Source organism: Nocardia sp. NPDC055002 (assembly GCF_053608825.1).
In genome coordinates this window covers 737,279-754,565 of sequence record NZ_JBSGWE010000004.1, presented here as the reverse complement: position 1 = coordinate 754,565, position 17,287 = coordinate 737,279, and the positions used below count along the sequence as shown (strand labels likewise).

General features: G+C 67.2%; 14 protein-coding genes. 10 read left to right on the top strand and 4 right to left on the bottom strand.

Features of this window, described 5'->3' with window-relative positions; translation table 11 throughout:
• The first annotated feature begins 565 nt into the window (after positions 1 to 565).
• Positions 566 to 3,577 carry a replicative DNA helicase gene (locus ACWF99_RS20240; protein WP_452537171.1) on the top strand — a complete coding sequence of 1,004 codons (3,012 nt, stop codon included), beginning with the start codon at positions 566 to 568 and terminating at the stop codon, positions 3,575 to 3,577.
• 23 nt (positions 3,578 to 3,600) lie between these two features.
• Here ACWF99_RS20240 and ACWF99_RS20235 read toward each other — a convergent pair whose 3' ends face one another.
• Positions 3,601 to 4,050, bottom strand: coding sequence for an SgcJ/EcaC family oxidoreductase (locus ACWF99_RS20235; RefSeq protein ID WP_452537092.1), 450 nt, complete (start codon positions 4,048 to 4,050; stop codon positions 3,601 to 3,603).
• Positions 4,051 to 4,359: 309 nt separating this feature from the next.
• Here ACWF99_RS20235 and ACWF99_RS20230 point away from each other — a divergent pair, with 309 nt between their 5' ends.
• Together ACWF99_RS20230 and ACWF99_RS20225 are read left to right on the top strand one after the other, a co-directional pair.
• On the top strand, positions 4,360 to 4,737 hold the full coding sequence (locus ACWF99_RS20230; protein WP_452537170.1) for a hypothetical protein: 378 nt from the start codon (positions 4,360 to 4,362) through the stop codon (positions 4,735 to 4,737).
• The gene (locus ACWF99_RS20225; protein ID WP_452537091.1) at positions 4,734 to 5,879 is read left to right on the top strand and encodes a cation:proton antiporter; all 1,146 of its coding nucleotides are present in this window, start codon (positions 4,734 to 4,736) and stop codon (positions 5,877 to 5,879) included. Before ACWF99_RS20230 ends, ACWF99_RS20225 begins: the two co-directional genes overlap by 4 nt.
• 81 nt (positions 5,880 to 5,960) lie before the next feature.
• Here the strand turns inward: ACWF99_RS20225 and ACWF99_RS20220 are convergent, their stop codons facing one another.
• On the bottom strand, positions 5,961 to 6,326 hold the full coding sequence (locus tag ACWF99_RS20220; protein ID WP_452537090.1) for a darcynin family protein: 366 nt from the start codon (positions 6,324 to 6,326) through the stop codon (positions 5,961 to 5,963).
• 44 nt (positions 6,327 to 6,370) lie between these two features.
• Positions 6,371 to 7,252 (bottom strand): NAD(P)H-binding protein, encoded by an 882-nt coding sequence (locus tag ACWF99_RS20215; RefSeq protein ID WP_452537089.1) that lies wholly within the window; start codon positions 7,250 to 7,252, stop codon positions 6,371 to 6,373.
• A gap of 103 nt (positions 7,253 to 7,355) precedes the next feature.
• On the opposite strand from ACWF99_RS20215, the gene ACWF99_RS20210 reads away from it, so the two are divergent.
• Complete coding sequence (locus ACWF99_RS20210) at positions 7,356 to 8,345, top strand: LysR family transcriptional regulator (RefSeq protein WP_452537088.1); 990 nt, start codon at positions 7,356 to 7,358, stop codon at positions 8,343 to 8,345.
• 88 nt (positions 8,346 to 8,433) lie between these two features.
• The gene (locus ACWF99_RS20205; RefSeq protein ID WP_452537087.1) at positions 8,434 to 10,131 is read left to right on the top strand and encodes a cutinase family protein; all 1,698 of its coding nucleotides are present in this window, start codon (positions 8,434 to 8,436) and stop codon (positions 10,129 to 10,131) included.
• Positions 10,132 to 10,194: 63 nt separating this feature from the next.
• Here ACWF99_RS20205 and ACWF99_RS20200 read toward each other — a convergent pair whose 3' ends face one another.
• Positions 10,195 to 11,373 (bottom strand): MFS transporter, encoded by a 1,179-nt coding sequence (locus ACWF99_RS20200; protein ID WP_449966582.1) that lies wholly within the window; start codon positions 11,371 to 11,373, stop codon positions 10,195 to 10,197.
• Positions 11,374 to 11,479: 106 nt separating this feature from the next.
• On the opposite strand from ACWF99_RS20200, the gene ACWF99_RS20195 reads away from it, so the two are divergent.
• From ACWF99_RS20195 to ACWF99_RS20175, 5 genes are all read left to right on the top strand, one after another.
• Positions 11,480 to 11,929 (top strand): MarR family winged helix-turn-helix transcriptional regulator, encoded by a 450-nt coding sequence (locus ACWF99_RS20195; protein WP_364402674.1) that lies wholly within the window; start codon positions 11,480 to 11,482, stop codon positions 11,927 to 11,929.
• A gap of 67 nt (positions 11,930 to 11,996) precedes the next feature.
• Complete coding sequence (locus ACWF99_RS20190) at positions 11,997 to 12,857, top strand: hypothetical protein (RefSeq protein WP_452537086.1); 861 nt, start codon at positions 11,997 to 11,999, stop codon at positions 12,855 to 12,857.
• Between the two features lie 216 nt (positions 12,858 to 13,073).
• Entirely contained in the window at positions 13,074 to 14,426 is a 1,353-nt protein-coding gene (locus ACWF99_RS20185; protein WP_378634839.1) for a WS/DGAT/MGAT family O-acyltransferase, read from the top strand.
• Between the two features lie 44 nt (positions 14,427 to 14,470).
• The gene (locus tag ACWF99_RS20180) at positions 14,471 to 15,589 is read left to right on the top strand and encodes an NAD(P)H-dependent flavin oxidoreductase (protein WP_301904126.1); all 1,119 of its coding nucleotides are present in this window, start codon (positions 14,471 to 14,473) and stop codon (positions 15,587 to 15,589) included.
• A 254-nt stretch (positions 15,590 to 15,843) separates the two neighbouring features.
• Positions 15,844 to 17,280: a threonine/serine ThrE exporter family protein gene (locus tag ACWF99_RS20175; RefSeq protein WP_452537085.1), complete on the top strand. Its 1,437-nt coding sequence runs from the start codon at positions 15,844 to 15,846 to the stop codon at positions 17,278 to 17,280.
• The last annotated feature ends 7 nt before the right edge of the window (positions 17,281 to 17,287 follow it).

Here is a 17,287-nt window from a genome sequence, read left to right as displayed (position 1 = left end):
ATGGGTGGTGTTGCGCGGCTCACGGTCGGTAATTGCTTGGCCTCCGGTTATTCACCCTGTGGATGACTGCGGAAACCGACCGGCAGATTTGTGACTCCGGTCATAGCCTGCACCATCGCTGTTAACCCAACACGCCCGGCTGTTCACCTCGACCGACACGCCGGAACTTCTTTCATCCACAGGGACGAAGTTGGGCAAACCGGGGTCTAGCAGGGCGTTTTACCGTACTGACCTGGGTTTTCCCCATGTTTTCCACAGGCGGTGCACAACAACGGGTGAACTACCCCCAAGTTATCCACAGTTGTGTGCACATGTCGGGTTGGCGAGTCCCGAAAACGTCGCCTAGGTTCGTCGCATCGCCCTGCGCGCGGCCCCGGGAATCACGCAGGCAACCGATTGCTGACATCCGTGTCGGTGTCCGGGAGTACAACGAGAACATCGATGTGAAACCCCGGTTCTGCGGGCAGAGAGGACTCCCCTGGTGACAACCACCGGTGACCGCGCGCAAACCGAGTTCACGCCTGAACCCCCCGGCGAGGACTTCGGTCGTCAGCCTCCGCACGATATGGCCGCTGAGCAGTCCGTCCTCGGCGGCATGCTGCTGAGCAAGGACGCCATCGCCGATGTGGTGGAGGTGCTGCGCCCCGGCGACTTCTACCGCCCCGCGCACCAGGCGATCTACGACACCATCCTCGACCTCTACGGCCGCGGCGAACCCGCCGACCCCGTCACCGTCTCGGCAGGCCTCGACCGCCGCGGCGAACTCAAGCGCATCGGTGGCCCGCCCTACCTGGTCACCCTCACCCAGACCGTCCCCACCGCGGCCAACGCCGGCTTCTACGCCGAGATCGTCGCCGAAAAGGCCATCCTGCGCCGCCTCGTGGAGGCGGGCACCCGCATCGTCCAGTTCGGCTACGCCGGCGCCGACGGCCAGGACGTCGCGGAAGTGGTCGACCGCGCCCAAGCCGAAATCTACGAAGTCACCGAACGCCGCACCACCGAGGACTTCACCCCGCTGGAAGAACTCCTCCAGCCCACCATGGACGAAATCGACTCCATCGCCTCCCGAGGCGGCATCTCCCTCGGCGTCCCCACCGGCTTCACCGAACTCGACGAACTCACCAACGGGTTGCATCCCGGGCAGATGATCATCGTGGCGGCCCGACCCGGCGTGGGTAAGGCGCTGGCGCTGGACACTCCGCTGCCGACGCCTGGTGGTTGGACCACCATGGGTGAGGTTCGTGTCGGTGACGAGCTGCTGGGGGCCGATGGCAGGCCTACCAGGGTGCTCGCAGCCACCGAGGAGATGGCCGACCGGCCTTGCTACGAGGTCGAATTCTCTGATGGCACCGTGATCACCGCTGACGAAGAGCACCTGTGGACCACGCTCGCCCCGACCCTGGCACCGCATCCGGTTGTCCGGACCACCGGCGAGATCGCGCACAGCCTGCGCACACCGCGGGACAATTTCGCCCACATGGTGCCCCGGTCCGCTCGTTCAGCGGCACGTCAGATCGTCGACGTCCGCAAGGTCGACCCCGTGCTCGTTCGCTGCGTCGAGGTCGACAACGCCGATCACATGTACCTGGCCGGCCGCACCATGGTGCCCACACACAACTCCACGCTCGGCATGGACTTCATGCGCAGCTGCTCGATCAAGCACGGCATGGCCAGCGTCATCTTCTCGCTCGAAATGAGCCGCACCGAGATCGTCATGCGTCTGCTCTCGGCCGAGGCGAAGATCAAGCTCGGCGACATGCGCTCCGGCCGGATGAGCGACGACGACTGGACCAAACTGGCTCGCCGGATGAGCGAGATCAGTGAGGCGCCGCTGTTCGTCGATGATTCGCCGAACCTGACCATGATGGAGATTCGAGCCAAGGCTCGACGCCTCAAGCAGCGCCACGACCTGAAACTCGTTGTGGTGGACTATCTCCAGCTGATGAGCTCGGGCAAGAAGGTCGAATCCCGACAGCAGGAAGTCTCGGAGTTCTCGCGACATCTGAAGCTACTCGCCAAGGAACTCGAAGTTCCCGTGATCGCGATCTCCCAGCTGAACCGTGGTCCGGAACAGCGAACCGACAAGCGACCGATGGTCTCCGACCTTCGCGAATCGGGCTGCATGCCCGCATCGACGCGAATCCTGCGCGCTGACAACGGCGCCGAGGTCACCCTCGGTGAACTGATGGCCAGCGGTGAGCAGCCGCTCGTGTGGTCGCTCGACGAGCGGATGCGGATGGTCGCGCGCCCGATGGTGAAGGTGTTCCCGAGCGGACACAAGGAAGTGTTCCGGCTGAAGCTAGCCTCCGGCCGCGAGGTCGAAGCCACTGGCAACCACCCCTTCCTGACGGTCGACGGCTGGATCGCCCTCGACAAGCTCGCGATCGGCGACCGCCTCGCCACGCCGCGACTCGTTCCGGAACCCGTACACACCACACGGCTGCCCGAGGCCGAGATCGTGATGCTCGCGCACATGATCGGGGACGGCTCGTGTGTGAAGCGCCAGCCGATCCGCTATGCCAGCGTCGACGAAGAGAATCTCGCTGCCGTCACCACCGCCGCCGAGCACTTCGGTGTCAGTGCGGTCCGTGACGAGTACGCGGCTGCCCGCGTCACCACTCTCCGCCTGCCTGCGCCTTACCGACTCACCCACGGCAAGCGCAACCCGATCGCTGCCTGGTTGGACACCCTCGGCCTTTTCGGTCTGCGGAGCAACGAAAAGTTCGTCCCCGAAACGGTTTTCGCGCTGCCCAACGATCAGATCGCGCTGTTCCTGCGTCACCTGTGGGCAACCGATGGCTCGGTGCGCTGGGACGCGAAAGCTCGACAGGCTCGCGTGTCCTATGCCTCGACCAGCCGACGCCTTGTCGACGACGTGAACCAGTTGCTGTTGCGCCTCGGTATACACGGTCGCATCAAAACCGTCCGTAAGACGGACTACCGCGACTGCTATCACCTGACAATCGACGGCGGCGAGAACCAGACGACATTCCTTCGCGACGTCGGCGTCCACGGCGCCCGCGGCAAGTCCGCCGAGACCGCTCTAGTCGAGCTGGCCCCGATGGCCCGCAACACGAATGTCGACACTATCCCCACCGAGGTCTGGAGCCGCGTCAGAACTCTGCTGGCCGACAAGCAGATGACGCACCGAGAGTTCTCCGCCGCCATGGGTTCTCGCTTCTGCGGCAGCACCATGTGGAAGCGCTCCCCCAGCCGTTCCCGCCTTGCTCGTGTCGCCGCGGTGCTGGATGACGCGGATATCGACATGCTCGCCACGAACGATGTGTTCTGGGACAAGATCGTCGAAATCACCAGCCTCGGCGAACAAGACGTCTACGACGGAACCGTCCCGGGCACGCATAACTTTGTGGCACAAGGCATTTCAGCCCATAACAGCCTCGAGCAGGACGCCGACATGGTCATCCTGTTGCACCGCCCCGACGCCATCGAACGCGACGACCCCCGTGGCGGCGAGGCCGACCTCATCGTCGGCAAACACCGTAATGGTCCGACCGCCACGATCACCGTCGCCCACCAGCTGCACCTCAGCCGTTTCGTCGATATGGCCCGCGGCTGACCAGCTGCCGCGCCACAGCGGGATCACCCCGCTGACGGGACCAGAGTGTTCTGCCGGGCGGCGGTCCACCACTGTCCGTCCTGCTTGACCAGTACGTACAGCGCGACCATCGCCGGTTCGGTGTCGATCAGGGTGCCGTCGGCGGTGGTGGCGCGTGCGGTCTTGTGGGCGATGGCCACATCCGGGCGCAGAAAGATCACGTCGACGACGTCGTATCGGACGTATTCGTCCTTCAGGAATCCGGCCAGCCCACGCCGGTTCGCGTCGAGCAGCGCGTCGTGTCCGCTGATCAGCATGCCGACGGCATTGCCGACCACCGCGTTCGCGGTGAACTGTGCGGTCATGAGTTCCGCGTCGTTGGTGTTGTACGCGGTCTGCGTGTCGGTGATGATCCGGCGAATCGCGGCGATGTCGGCGGTGTGGTCCACAGTGTCGTCTGCGACGGCCGGGGGCAGAATCATGTTCGTGCTCATGAGAGAAACTCTCGACCCTCAACAGTGGTTCAGGTCAAGGGAGCCACGGACGCTTCACCGTGGCTGAGACACAACGCACTTCGGTCGAGCCCGAGCCGATACGCTCGGGTGCGAATCCGCGCGGCGACGGGCCGCGGGATCCGATCTGGCGCTGCGCCCGCACTGGGTCGACCTCTGGTGAACGCGGAAGCCGACCTTCCCGCCCGAGTTCGCTGACGCCGATACCGATCGCGAAACCGATCGGCGACATCCGGCGACCTCCCGGGGAATCGGTCGGGTGCGGCGGATGATGGGTCGATGGCTGACCAGATTCTGCAGGTGAAGTGGAAGTCCGCACCGGAAGATCACGACTATCCCGCTGCCGCCGACTATCTCGATCTGCTGGGCGACAAGGCGATGGTCGATGCGATCGTGGCCGAGCTCAGGGCCGCGCCGGTGGTGGTCAAGAAGGCGAAGGATATTCTGCGGGCGTCGCAGCTCGAAGCCCTCACCCCGGACAACCCGCATGTGCGCAGAGACCTGCTCAAGGTGAACGAGGGTAGGAGGCTCTCGCCGATCCTGCTGGTGCGGGGTGACTGCCGCGCGCATGTGCCGATGCTGATCGCCGACGGTTATCACCGTGTGTGCGCGCTGTACTGGGCCGACGAGAACGTCGAGATCCCCGCCAAGATCGCCGCGATGCCATGACGTTCGCGACCCTGGCGCTGGTGGTGGCGCTCGGGTTGATCGGGCCGCTGCTCGCCCTGCCGAGACAGCTGTACCTGCCGGTGCTGCTCGGCGAGCTCCTCGCGGGAATCATCTTCGGCACCACCGGTCTTCGCATCCTCGACCCCACCGATCCGATCTTCGTCTTCCTCGCCGACATGGGCTTCGCGCTGGTGATGTTCGCCGCGGGTACCCATGTGCCGGTGCGTGATCCGCGGGTCCGTACCGCGCTCGGTATCGGGGTGGCGCGGGCCGTGCTGGTGGGTGTGGTGGCGGCGGTGGCGGGCTGGGCGGTGGCGCAGGCGTTCGATGTCGGGCACGCGGCGGTCTACGCGGTGCTGATGGCGTCGTCGTCCGCGGCGATGGCGTTGCCGATCATCGACTCGATGCGGTTGAGTGGGCCGCCGGTGCTCGCGCTCACCGCGCAGGTGGCCATCGCCGATACTGCCTGCATCGTCGCGCTGCCGCTGGTGATCGATCCGGCGAACGCGGTTCGAGCCGCGATCGGCGCGGTGGTCGTGGCGCTCTGCGCGACCGTGATGTTCTTCGTGCTGCGCTATCTCCAGCAGACGGGTGCGCAGCGTCAGGTGCACGAGGTGTCCGAGGACCGGAAATTCACGCTGGAACTACGGGTGAGTCTGGTGCTGGTGTTCGCGCTGTGCGGGGTGGCCAGCGCGATGCACGTGTCGATCATGCTCGGCGGGTTCGCGGCGGGGTTGGCGGTGGCCGGGGTCGGCGAACCGCGTCGGGTGGCCAAGCAGGTGTTCGCGATCAGCGATGGGCTGCTCGCTCCGCTGTTCTTCGTCTGGCTCGGCGCCCGGCTCGATCTGCGCGAGTTCGGGGAGCACCCGCGGTTCATCCTGCTCGGCTTGGTGCTCGGCCTCGGGGCCCTCGGCGTGCACTGTGCGGCGCGACTGCTCGGCCAGCCGGTCGCCTACGGCGCACTCGCCGCGGCCCAGATCGGGGTGCCGGTCGCGGCGGTGACCGTCGGCAGTCAGCTGGGGGTGCTCGTACCGGGTGAGGGATCGGCGATCATGCTGGCGGCGCTGTGCACCATCGCGGCGGCGACGGTAGCGGCCGGACGACTCGCGGCGAAAGCGCCGGCGACGCCGACCGGTCCGTGAGCCGCGACGAGCACCCGGACGGGTGACGCAACACCGCATCGAGGGCATCGCGCACCCGAACCCGAATTCGGGCCGTCGGTTTCACGTGCTGACAGTGGCCACGGTATCGAGACCGTAGGTTCGCGCGTAACCGTTCTCGGTGCCGACGAGGAGGTCGACGACCTCGAAATAGCGATCCCAGAACGGGGTTTCGCGCAGGGCGTCGATGAGCAGTTGGTAGGCGTGGTGACTTTCCGCTTCCCATACCCAGACATCGGTGACACGGGCGGAGTAGAACTCGGTGTCGTAGAAGCGTGACCGCACACCGGTGGTCTCGGCTTCGATGGCGGGCAGGACCTGGGTGGTGAAGGCGTCCACACGTTCCTGGACGGTCAGGGCGAGCCATTCGGGTGTGGTCTTGACGAGCATGAATGCCGTGACCGGTGGTTCGGTGTGCGCAGCGGGCATGAGGATGTCTCCAAAGGTCTTGGTGGTACGGGTCGGATGTGGGTTCAGGAGAAGACAGCGGACTTCAGGGTTGTGGCGCACCACTGCTCGAAGCTGGTGGGAGACGCCGTTTCCGGAGTACGGGTGACCCCGGCGTCGAGGCCCTGGTCCTTGGCTCGCTTCATGTCGACGACACCCTGGGCGAACGCCGGATCGAGGCCGTAGCCCACGAGGGTGGTGTGTAGTTCGTCGAGGGATTGACGTTCGTAACGGACGGGGCGGCCGAGCTGTTCGGTCATGATGCGGGCCTGGTCGTTGGGTGACAGGTCCTGCGGGCCGAGGACTGGGACGTTGTCGGTACCGGTCCATGAGCGGTCGAGCAGCAGGTCGGCGGCGACGGCCGCGATGTCGGCGACCGCGACCATCGGTGCCTTGCGGTCGGCGTCGACGACATCGACGAACACGCCCTTGTCGCGGATCGAGTCGACGTCCTCCAGGAGGTTCTCGAAGAAGGACGGATTGGCCAACGCCCGGTAGGCGACGCCGCTCTCGGCGATGAGGTCGTCCATGGCGAGGGACGCGGTGACCAAGCCGGCGTGGTCGGCGAGCGGGGTGCCGCGGCCGAGTGCCGACACCGCGACGACCCGGCCGACACCGTGGGCTGCGAGCGCCCGTGTGGCGGGGCTGGTGAAACCGCTCCAGCCGTCGTGCGGGGGTCGGGAGGAATCAGGAGGGACGAGCCAGAACACGGCGTCCGCGCCGTCGAAGGCTCGATCGAGGACGTGGGCGTCCGCGTGCGAGCCGGTGATCACCTCGACGCGTCCGCGTGGGGTGTCGGGCAGGCGAGCGGGATCACGCACGATCACCCGTAATTCCTCCTCCGAATCCAGGAGCTGGGCGAGCAGGGGACGGCCGATGTTCCCGGTGGGAGCGGTAATAACGATCATGTTCGCCTCGCAGGTTGTGGTGAATCGGTACACCCGTCATCCTGCGGAGAACCACGTATTGCCACAATAGGAATTTCAGCACGGAATTATTGACTGAAATGGAATGATGCTGGTGAACAGCCCTGATCCGGTCGTCGACGCCAATCTCGCCCTCGCGCTGGACGCCCTGCTGGCCGAGAACAGCGTCACCCGCGCCGCCGCCCGCCTGCACACCTCGCCCGCGGCGATGAGCCGCACCCTCGCCCGGCTGCGCCGCATCCTCCAAGATCCCCTGCTGGTCCGGGCCGGACAGACCATGGTGCCCACCCCGCGCGCCGAGGCTCTGCGCGAGGAAGCCGCCGCGGTGGTGCGCAGCCTCGGAGCGCTGCTCAGTCCCGGCACGGGGGTCGACCCGGCCGGTCTGAACAGCACCTTCACCCTCCAAACCGCCGACCTGGTCGGCGCGGCGTTGGCACCCCGATTACTGGCGCTGGCCGCGCGGGAGGCGCCGGGGGTCTCGTTCCGGCTGCTGGCCGAAGAATGGGAGGCCGGATCCGCGCTGCGCGACGGCCGGATCGATCTGGAAGTCGGGTCCATCGATCACGTCGACCCCGAAACCCAGGTCGAGGAATTGGTGACGCTGCGCATGGTGGCGGCCGTCCGGCCGGGCCACCCCCTGACCGAAGAACCCTTGACCCCGGCCCGGCTCGCTGCCGCCCAACACGTCGCGGTCAGCCGCCGTGGCCGATTCACCGGCCCGCTCGACGCGGCGCTGGCCGAGCAGAACCTCCGACGGCGGGTCAGCGTCGTCCTGCCCAGCCACCTGGCCGCCATGACCCTCGCCGCCCGCTCCGACATCGTCTGCCTGGTCCCCGCCGCGCTCCCCGGCGCCGACCCGTCGCCCCTCACCGACGACGCGACCGCCCTCGGCCTGCAGCTGCTCGACATCCCCCTGGACCTTCCGCCCCTCACGATCGGCATGGCCTGGCACCCCCGTCACACCGCCGACGGCGCCCACCATTGGCTTCGCGACGCCGTCCGCCGGACCTTCTCGGTGAGAGCGATCGCGCATGACCCAGGAAATGGGGGCAGGGGTTCCCGTTTGCGTCAGTAACGATCTTGCTGGTGGGCGCGACATTGTTCGTGACATGCGGCCCGTCGGGGGGCCTGCCCACCTGTAGGTCATTCGAACGGGATCACATATGAATCTGCGTGAGTTTCTTGCGAAACATCGCATTGCTTCGGCTGTTGCCGCGCCTGCGGCGTTGGGCGTCGCGGCGATTGTCGCCGCTTCCTTCGCGGTGACGTCGCAGCCGGAATCACCCAGCTACGAGCTGACGACGTCGGTGACGGAGTGCCGCGAGATGGTGACCATCTCGGTGGCCGGACGCAACGACACCCCGGTCGAGGGCACGACGGCGATGCTGCTCGATGCCAACGGGAATCCGCTGCCCGCCGCGCTGTCGGGCGACCACAGCAGTGTGTGGGTGGATCCGGTGGTGAACGCCCCGCGTGATGACGTGGCCGAGGGCGACTACGCGGCGGTGTACATCGCCTACCCGGCCGATCTGGCGAGCTACGAGGACGCGGTCAACCGGGGTGTGGAGAACACCCAGCAGGTGATGCGCGAGATCTCGGCGGCCTGCCCGGACACCAAGTTCTCGATCGTCGGCTACAGCGAGGGCGCCGATGTGGTGCGTCGCGTGGCAGAGGGCATCGGCAACGACGACCCCGCCGACGGGTACGCGACCGTGAACCCGGACGACGTGCTCGGTGTGGTGATGTTCGCCGATCCTGGTCGCAAGGCCGGCGACGGCACCTTCCTCGGTGCGGACGACCCGTTCGCGCGCCCCGACAACTTCGACCAGAAGTACCAGGACGGCAAGACGCCGATCTCGGGCCAGGGCGTCACCACGGGCGCTGGTTTCGGCGCGCTCGACGGCAAGATCGCCTCCTTCTGCTCCGAGGGCGACCTCACCTGCGCGGCGCCGGACAACATCTCCCTGCTGCAGCTGGCCGCCAATGTGGGTCGTCAGATCAATATCGACGAACTGCAGCGCGCCGACCTCGAGCGCAACGGCGTCACCGCAATCACCCCGGCGATGGGCCAGGACATGGCGTTCACGCTGGGCCGGATCGCGATGGCCGCGTTCTCCGATATCGGGTCGAACCCGAACTGGATGGCCAGCGACGAGACCTTCCTCGATGTGCTGCTGAAGGTGTCGGACCCGGACTACAAGCCGGGGCAGACCACCACGCCCGCGAAGGCCGACGTGATCGCCGGTGAGCAGCTCTCGCCGCTGGCGTACCTGCCGCAGAAGATCTTCAACGAGATCGTGGGGCTGATCGTGACGAACCAGAACACGATCCCGGTGGTGATGAACGATCCGTACCAGCTGACTCTCGGCCCGAACGGCACCGGTCACCACTTCGACTACTGGCGTGACTCCGACGCCGCGAACGGCAAGCCGCTGACCTCGGCGGAGTACGCGGCAGCCTGGCTGACGCACCTGGCCAAGCAGGCGCAGGCGGGCGAGACCATCGATACGAAGGCCGCGCCGGACGACGCCTCGGTGACCGCCGCGCTGGCGGCTCCGACGAAGCCGGCGACGACCACCACCGCGCCGACCAGCACGTCCAAGGCCTCCGCGAAGTCGACGACGACCAGCCCCAAGCCGACCACCACGTCCAAGACGGGCACCAGCACCACGGCACCGTCCACGACAGTGGCCCCGTCGACGACCACTCCGGAACCGGCGACCAACCAGGCGGCCGCTCCGGCCCCGACGACCACGGTGGCCCCCACCACGACGGTCGCCCCGACCACGACGGTGGCTCCCACCACGACGGTCGAGCCGACCACCACCGTTGCCCCGACGACCACCCCGTCGGCCAACTAGTCACGAACAACGAAATCCCCGGTGGGCAGCGATATCCGCTGCGCACCGGGGATTTTCGTCTGTCTAGACCGAGACGGGTTCGGGGACCGAAGGCCGAACGGCGCGTTCACCGCGTGTCGCGGCGATCAACACCAGCAGCCCGGTGACCGCGAATCCCATTCCGACCCACAGCGGCGACACCCAGCCGAACCCGGCGCTGATCGCCAGCCCGGACAGCCACACGCCGAGGAAGTTGCCCACATTGAAGGCCGCGATATTGGCCGACGAGGCGAGAGTCGGTGCGGCACCGGCATTGTCGAGCACCCGCATCTGGAGACCAGGGGTGGCGCCGAAGCCGAAGAATCCCATGGCGGGCAGCAACAGCAGTGCCGCGATCCGGTAGTCGGCGAGTAGTGCGAATGCCGCCAGCGAGAGCGCGAGGGCCAGCGTGAGCGCGAGCAGGGTGCGGGTGAGTGCGCGGTCGGCCCAGCGACCGCCGAGCAGATTGCCGAAGAACAGGCCGACACCGAACAGCACCAGCAGCCAGGGCACCATCGCTTCGGAGAAGCCGGTGACGCGGGTGAGCAGCGGTTCGATGTACATGAACGCACCGAACATCCCGCCGAACACCAGCACGGTCATGACCAGCGAGTACCAGACCTGTGTGTTGCGGAAGACCGACAACTCGGCCCGTAGGTTCGGGCGTTCGCGGGTGGCGGGCGCGTCGGGGACGAGCGCGGTGATGCCGGCCAGCGCGACCAGCCCGACCACGGTGATCACCACGAACGTGGCCCGCCAGCCCCACTGCTGGCCGATGAACGTCCCCAGCGGAACGCCGAGAACATTGGCGACGGTGAGTCCGCCGAACATGATCGAGATGGCTCCCGCCTTCTTCTCGGGCGCGACGAGCGAGGACGCCAGCACGGCCCCGATGCCGAAGAACGCGCCGTGGGCGAGGGCCGCGAGCACTCTCCCGCCGAGCAGCGCGGCGTAGCCGGGAGCCAGCGCCGAGGCCGCGTTGCCGACGGTGAACAGGACCATGAGCAGCTGCAATGCCCGCTTGGGCTGCCACCGGTTGACCAGTGGGGTCAGCGCGAGCGCGCCGATGACGACGGCCAGCGCGTACCCGGAGATGAGGTAGCCGGCGGTGGGCACCGAGACGCCCAGGTCGGCCGCCACCGGGGAGAGCAGCCCCGCGATGACGAACTCGGTGAGTCCGATGCCGAAGCCCCCGAGCGCGAGAGCGATGAGACCGAGTGGCATGTGAACGCTTCTTTCCATCAGGGGCCGATTACCCGCGTGTGCAACTAACGCTGACCGACGATAGTTGCACACGCGCTATATTGCAACCGCCAGCTATACTCGTCGCATGGGTATTGCTGATGACGCCATCGAGGTACGGGCGACCGGCTGGCGCACCCTGGCCGCGCTGCACGGGCACATCGAGACCGCGCTCGAACGCGAGCTGGTGCGCGAACACGAGCTGTCGATCGTCGAGTTCACCGTGCTCGACGCACTGGCCCGGCAGGACGGCTGGCACATGCGGATCTCCCAGCTGGCCCGCGCGGCCGCACTGTCGGCGAGCGCGACCACCCGGCTGGTCAACCGGCTGGAAGACCGGGGCTTCCTGGTGCGCGTACTGTGCGCCGACGACCGCCGCGGCATCTACACCGAACTCACCGAAACCGGCAGGGCCGCCTACGAAAAGGCGAAACCGACCCACGATCGAGCACTCGAGAAGGCACTCGCCGACGCGGAGCAGATCCCGGAACTCGCGCCCCTGGTCGGTTTTCTGCACCGGGTTCCGGCGCCGAGCTGACACGCGACATCGATACCAACGCGCCGATCATGGTGACTGTTGCGAGCACCGGTGCAATGATCGCTGGGTGACTCAGTGGCTCCCACTCCTCGGCTCGCTCCCCGTCGCCGGCGCAGTTCTGGTCGGCGTCATCGCCAACAACCGAACCCACCGTGAAGGAATCGCGGCCGCCGACGAGCGCGGCAGGCAGGCCCTCGACGCCGCGCAGCGCAATGTCGAACTGTCGAACATGGTGGGTGACCAGCGCGATCACGAGGCGTGGCGCCGCGAGGCGGTGCTCGCCGCGGTCGCCTCGATCCTGGAGATGTCGGCCTCGGTGCGCGCCGACCTGACCACCTGCGGCGAATGGGATCTGGTCACCACCGACGAGATCGACAGCGTCAGCGCGCAGATCCACAAGGTGATCTGGGATCGCCCGGGCGGCACGCTGACTCGCCTTCGGGTGGTGGCGCATCGCCGGATTCCCAACAAGTGCGAAGACCTGCTGCGCACCCTCACCGCTGCCCAGCACATCACGATGCAGCGGCTGAAGCTGCACATCGACGTGGAGGCGACGGTCGAGGAGCTGGAGCAGATGGCGTCGCTGTGGCAGAAGGCGATGCGCCATGCCGCCGAACAGGAGCGAGCGCTGGTCGAGACGACGCGCATCGAGCTCGGTATCGAGATCGCCTCGAAGGGGGTCGGTGTAGATCCGGTTCCGGCGCCGCAGCCGGTGGTCGCCGAAACCCCGTCGGAAGAAGTCGCATTCGAGGAAGTCGCCGAGGAACAGCCCACCGAGCCCGAGCAGGCGGCCGAGCCGCTCACCGAGCCGCAACAGCCCACCGAGGCACCGCAGCTGGTCGAGCCGCAGCACGTGAACGAGACACCGCAGGAAGATGATCCGCGCGACGCCGTCGACACCCGCGAAGCGCAGACCGTCAAAGTCTGACCGCCGTGTTCACTCAGCTCGAGCATCCAGTACTCTTCCGCGAGCTGAACATCCGGTGAACACCATGGAGTTCGTGATGGTCCGAGCGTTCAGCTGACGCGACCCCGGACGGACGGGTAACTTGGATATACGGCACGCAGGGGTGCCGAACCCGACAGCGTGGTCGATCGTCTGAAGACTTTGCACCGATCCACTCTCGTCAGGGGGCGATCTCTCATGGATCTCATCGCGCCGTTGGATGCGCTGTTCTTGCTCGCGGAATCCCGCGAGCACCCGATGCACGTCGGCTCACTGCAATTGTTCGAACCGCCCGAGGACGCCGGGCCCGACTATCTGCGCGAGTTCCGCGCGGCCTTGCTGGCCGACAAAACAGTTCGGCCCACGTTCAGCAAGCGGCCCGCCACCTGGCTGGGCGCACCGCAGATGGCGTGGACCCAGGACGACGACGTCGACCTGGACTATCACGTGCAGCGCAGCGCCCTGCCCGGGCCCGGCCATATCGACCAGCTGCTCGACCACGCGTCGACCTTGCACAGCGCTCTGCTCGACCGGCACCGCCCGATGTGGGAGCTGCACTTCGTCGAAGGTCTGGCCGACGGGCGCTTCGCGCTCTACTCGAAGATGCATCACGCACTGGTGGACGGTGTTTCGGCCCAGCGCCTCATGCGGCGCACGCTGACCACCGACCCGTTCGCGACCGAGCTCATGCGGCCGTGGAACCTGCCGCGCAAGCCCGGCCCGCCGCGCCCCGGCAAATCCCGGCTCGGCAGCCTGATCGATACCGTCACATCGGCGCGCTCGTCGACCACCGCGTTGATGAAGGCCACCCGCACCGGTCTGGTGCAGCAGCAGCTCACCCTGCCGTTCGAGGCGCCGCGCACGCTGTTCAACGTACCGATCGGCGGTGCCCGCAAGTGCGCGGTGCGCAGCTGGTCGATGGATCGGGTCAAGCAGGTGAAGAAGGCGACCGGGGCCACCGTGAACGATGTGGTGCTGGCGATGTCGGCGGGTGCGCTGCGGGCCTACCTGCTCGAGCGCGACGCCTTGCCGGACAAGCCGATGATCGCGATGGTGCCGATGTCGTTGCGCGAGGAAGACGACGTCGACAGCCAGGGCGTGAAAGTCGCGGCGCTGCTGTGCAATCTGGGCACCGATATCGCGGACCCGCTGGAACGCCTGCGGGTGGTGAGCGAGTCGACGCGTCGCAACAAGGAGGTGTACCACTCGCTCACCCCGGCGCAGACGCTGGCGATGGCCGGGGTGATGCTGAGTCCGATGGCGGCGATGCTGCTGCCCGGGTTCGCCTCGGTGGCGACGCCGCCGTTCAATATCGTCATCTCGAATGTGCCCGGTGCGCGCGAGCCGCTGTACTGGAACGGTTCGCGCCTGGACGCCACCTACCCGCTGTCGATCCCGCTCGACGGGCAGGCCGTGAACATCACGCTCACCTCCAGCGGTGACAACCTCGATTTCGGTCTGGTCGGCTGCCGTCGCACGCTGCCCGACCTGCATCGACTGCTCGATCACCTCGAGGATTCACTGGCCGCGCTCGAGGATGCCGCGCTGTAGAAATTAACCGTTCTCGACCAAACTAGAACGTGTTACAGTTCGGTATGCGTACCGAATTCTGCGAACAGCTCGGCATCGAGTTCCCCATCTTCGCCTTCACCCACTGCCGCGACGTCGTGGCGGCGGTGAGCAACGCGGGCGGATTGGGGGTGCTCGGCGCGGTCGGCTTCACCGCCGAACAGCTCGAGGTGGAGCTGGCCTGGCTCGACGAGCACGTCACCGGGATCTACGGCGTCGACCTGGTGATTCCGTCGAAATACGAGGGCAAGGGCGTCGACGGCCTCACCCCCGAACAGCTGGAAAAGCAGCTGGCGCAGATGGTTCCGCAGGGCCATCGCGACTTCGCCCAGCAGATCCTCACCGACCACAACGTGCCCGCACTGCCCGACGGTGAGCACCACAACGAGCTGCTCGGCTGGACCGCGACCACCGCGGGACCGCAGGTCGACGTCATCCTGAACCACCCCAAGGCCAAGCTCGTCGCCAACGCGCTCGGCACCCCGCCCGACGACGTGGTCAAGCGCATCCAGGACTCCGGCCGGGTGATCGGCGCGCTGTGCGGTTCGGTCAAGCACGCGATGAACCACAAGGCGGCCGGCCTCGACTTCGTGGTGTGCCAGGGCACCGAGGGCGGCGGGCACTGCGGCGAGGTGTCCTCGCTGGTGCTGTGGCCGCAGGTGATCGACGCGATCGGCGACGTGCCGGTGCTGGCCGCCGGTGGCATCGGCAACGGCGCGCAGGTCGCGGCGGCGCTGGCGATGGGCGCGGCGGGCGCGTGGACCGGGTCGCTGTGGCTCACGGTCGAGGAGGCCAATGTGCCGCCCGCCCAGATGGACACCTACCTCGAGGCGACCAGCCACGACACCATCCGCTCGCGTTCCTGGACCGGCAAGCCGTGCCGCATGCTGCGCAACGACTGGACCGACGCCTGGGAGTCCACCGAGACCCCCGACCCGCTGCCGATGCCGCTGCAGATGATGGTGGCCCTCGACGGCGTCAAGCGCGGACACCGCTACCCCGAGGCCGCCAAGGACGTGAACTTCAACCCGGTCGGCCAGGTGGTCGGCATGATGAACAAGGTCGAACGCAGCGCCGACGTGGTCAACCGCCTCGTCGAGGAGTACGTCACCGCCTACGACCGCCTCACCCGACTGAACGGCTGAGCTCTTCCGCCTCCCCGCGAACTGCAGCCAGGCTCAGGTGCGGGGAAAGGCGGCGACGCGGCAAGCTCCGGGAGCCGAATCGGTCAGCCCGTGCCCGATGAGTTACCCATGTGCTTGCGAAATCGCGGTAACCGGTGCGATTGCTGGGACCGCGCACTGTGCCGGCTACCACTACACTCGGCGTATCTGACCTGCGGGGCGGTGTTCAGCACACCGCCCCGCACCATTGCCAAAAGGTTGCGGACGGCGGTGACATGGCTTCGGAGCAGTACGCGAGCAAGACCTGGAAAGCGGCCAGGACCCGAGTTACCCAGGCCATCGCCGAGATCCGCGAGCAATATGCGAAGGCCGCGCCGCGACCCACCGAGCACGAACCCGTCGACCCGCCCGTACCCGCCGATCTGCTGAATCTGCTGTGCCGCATCGGTGTGGCGCTGGTCGGCGCCGGCGAGACCTCCGCACGAGTGCAGGTCATCCTCGACAAGCTGTCGCGGCGCTACGGCACCGCCAATATCCACTTCATGGTGTTGCCCACCGCGGTGTTCGTCCGGGTGCGCACCGACAACAGCTCCGCCATCGACATGCTCGACGCCCGCGTCGGCACCCTGCCGCTCGACCAGATCGACGGCCTCTACCGGCTGATCGACCAGATCGAGCAGGACGCGCCGCCGCCGAGCCGGGCATCGAGGGATCTCGACAAGATCCTGACCCAGAAGCCCGGCAGCCCGCCGTGGCTGATCCTGCTCGGGCAGGTCGTGCTGACCGTCGGCATCGGCATGATGCTCAACCCCGGCGCGCGGGCGCTGGTCGGCTATGTGGTGCTCGGGCTGGTCGTCGGCGTGCTGACCCAGCTCGCCGACAAGGTGCGGCTGCTGTCGATGGCGTTGCCGGTGGTCGCGTCGGCGGTGGTCGCGGTGCTCGCGTACGGCTTTCCCGGCGCGCTCGCCGGTGGACAGCCGCAGCAACTGCTGATTCCCGCGGTCGCGACGCTGCTGCCCGGCGCGATGCTCACCAACGGCACGATCGAGTTGGCGACCGGATCGATGGTGGCCGGTGCCAGCCGGGTCGTCTACGGCATCAACATGCTGTTCCTGCTCGCGCTGGGGTCCTACGTGGGGATCAGTGTGCTCGGACCGCTGTCGGATCCGCCGGTGAGCAGTGCCCAATTGGGGTGGTGGGCACCGATAGTCGGGGTGCTGCTGATCGGGTACGGGCATTCGTGGCGATCGAGCGCACCACAGAACACGGTGGGCTGGCTGCTGCTCGTCCTCTACATCACCTACGCGGCGCAGGTCCTCGGCAAGCACGTGTCCGGTCCGCTGACCGGCACGTTCCTCGGCGGGCTGGTCGCCGTGAACGCCGCGTATCTGATCCAGGGCCGCAAGCACGCGCCACCGACCCAGGTGGCGTTCCTGCCCGCGTTCTGGATGCTGGTGCCCGGCGGGATCAGCCTCACCGGGATCTCCGACCTCGTCACGCATTCGCTGTCGGGGGTGTCGACCGGCGGGCTGGAGGTGCTGGTCTCGGCGCTGCTGTCGGTGATGTCGATCGCGCTGGGCGTGATGGTCGGCTCGGGTCTGGCCACCGCGCACACACCGCGCGTGAGCACCATCATCGACACGGTGGTGCCACACCATCTGCCGTGGGTGCACACCGCGCAGACGACGAAGAAATCCGACTCAGACAGCTAGCCGGGGT

What these genes read in the sequence shown, in the direction of transcription:
- ACWF99_RS20240 (WP_452537171.1), top strand. Translation starts at nt 566, where the DNA reads ATGGCCGCTGAGCAGTCCGTCCTCGGCGGCATGCTGCTGAGCAAGGAC.
- ACWF99_RS20235 (WP_452537092.1), bottom strand. Translation starts at nt 4,050, where the DNA reads ATGAGCACGAACATGATTCTGCCCCCGGCCGTCGCAGACGACACTGTG.
- ACWF99_RS20225 (WP_452537091.1), top strand. Translation starts at nt 4,734, where the DNA reads ATGACGTTCGCGACCCTGGCGCTGGTGGTGGCGCTCGGGTTGATCGGG.
- ACWF99_RS20220 (WP_452537090.1), bottom strand. Translation starts at nt 6,326, where the DNA reads ATGCCCGCTGCGCACACCGAACCACCGGTCACGGCATTCATGCTCGTC.
- ACWF99_RS20215 (WP_452537089.1), bottom strand. Translation starts at nt 7,252, where the DNA reads ATGATCGTTATTACCGCTCCCACCGGGAACATCGGCCGTCCCCTGCTC.
- ACWF99_RS20210 (WP_452537088.1), top strand. Translation starts at nt 7,356, where the DNA reads ATGATGCTGGTGAACAGCCCTGATCCGGTCGTCGACGCCAATCTCGCC.
- ACWF99_RS20205 (WP_452537087.1), top strand. Translation starts at nt 8,434, where the DNA reads ATGAATCTGCGTGAGTTTCTTGCGAAACATCGCATTGCTTCGGCTGTT.
- ACWF99_RS20200 (WP_449966582.1), bottom strand. Translation starts at nt 11,373, where the DNA reads ATGCCACTCGGTCTCATCGCTCTCGCGCTCGGGGGCTTCGGCATCGGA.
- ACWF99_RS20195 (WP_364402674.1), top strand. Translation starts at nt 11,480, where the DNA reads ATGGGTATTGCTGATGACGCCATCGAGGTACGGGCGACCGGCTGGCGC.
- ACWF99_RS20185 (WP_378634839.1), top strand. Translation starts at nt 13,074, where the DNA reads ATGGATCTCATCGCGCCGTTGGATGCGCTGTTCTTGCTCGCGGAATCC.
- ACWF99_RS20180 (WP_301904126.1), top strand. Translation starts at nt 14,471, where the DNA reads ATGCGTACCGAATTCTGCGAACAGCTCGGCATCGAGTTCCCCATCTTC.
- ACWF99_RS20175 (WP_452537085.1), top strand. Translation starts at nt 15,844, where the DNA reads ATGGCTTCGGAGCAGTACGCGAGCAAGACCTGGAAAGCGGCCAGGACC.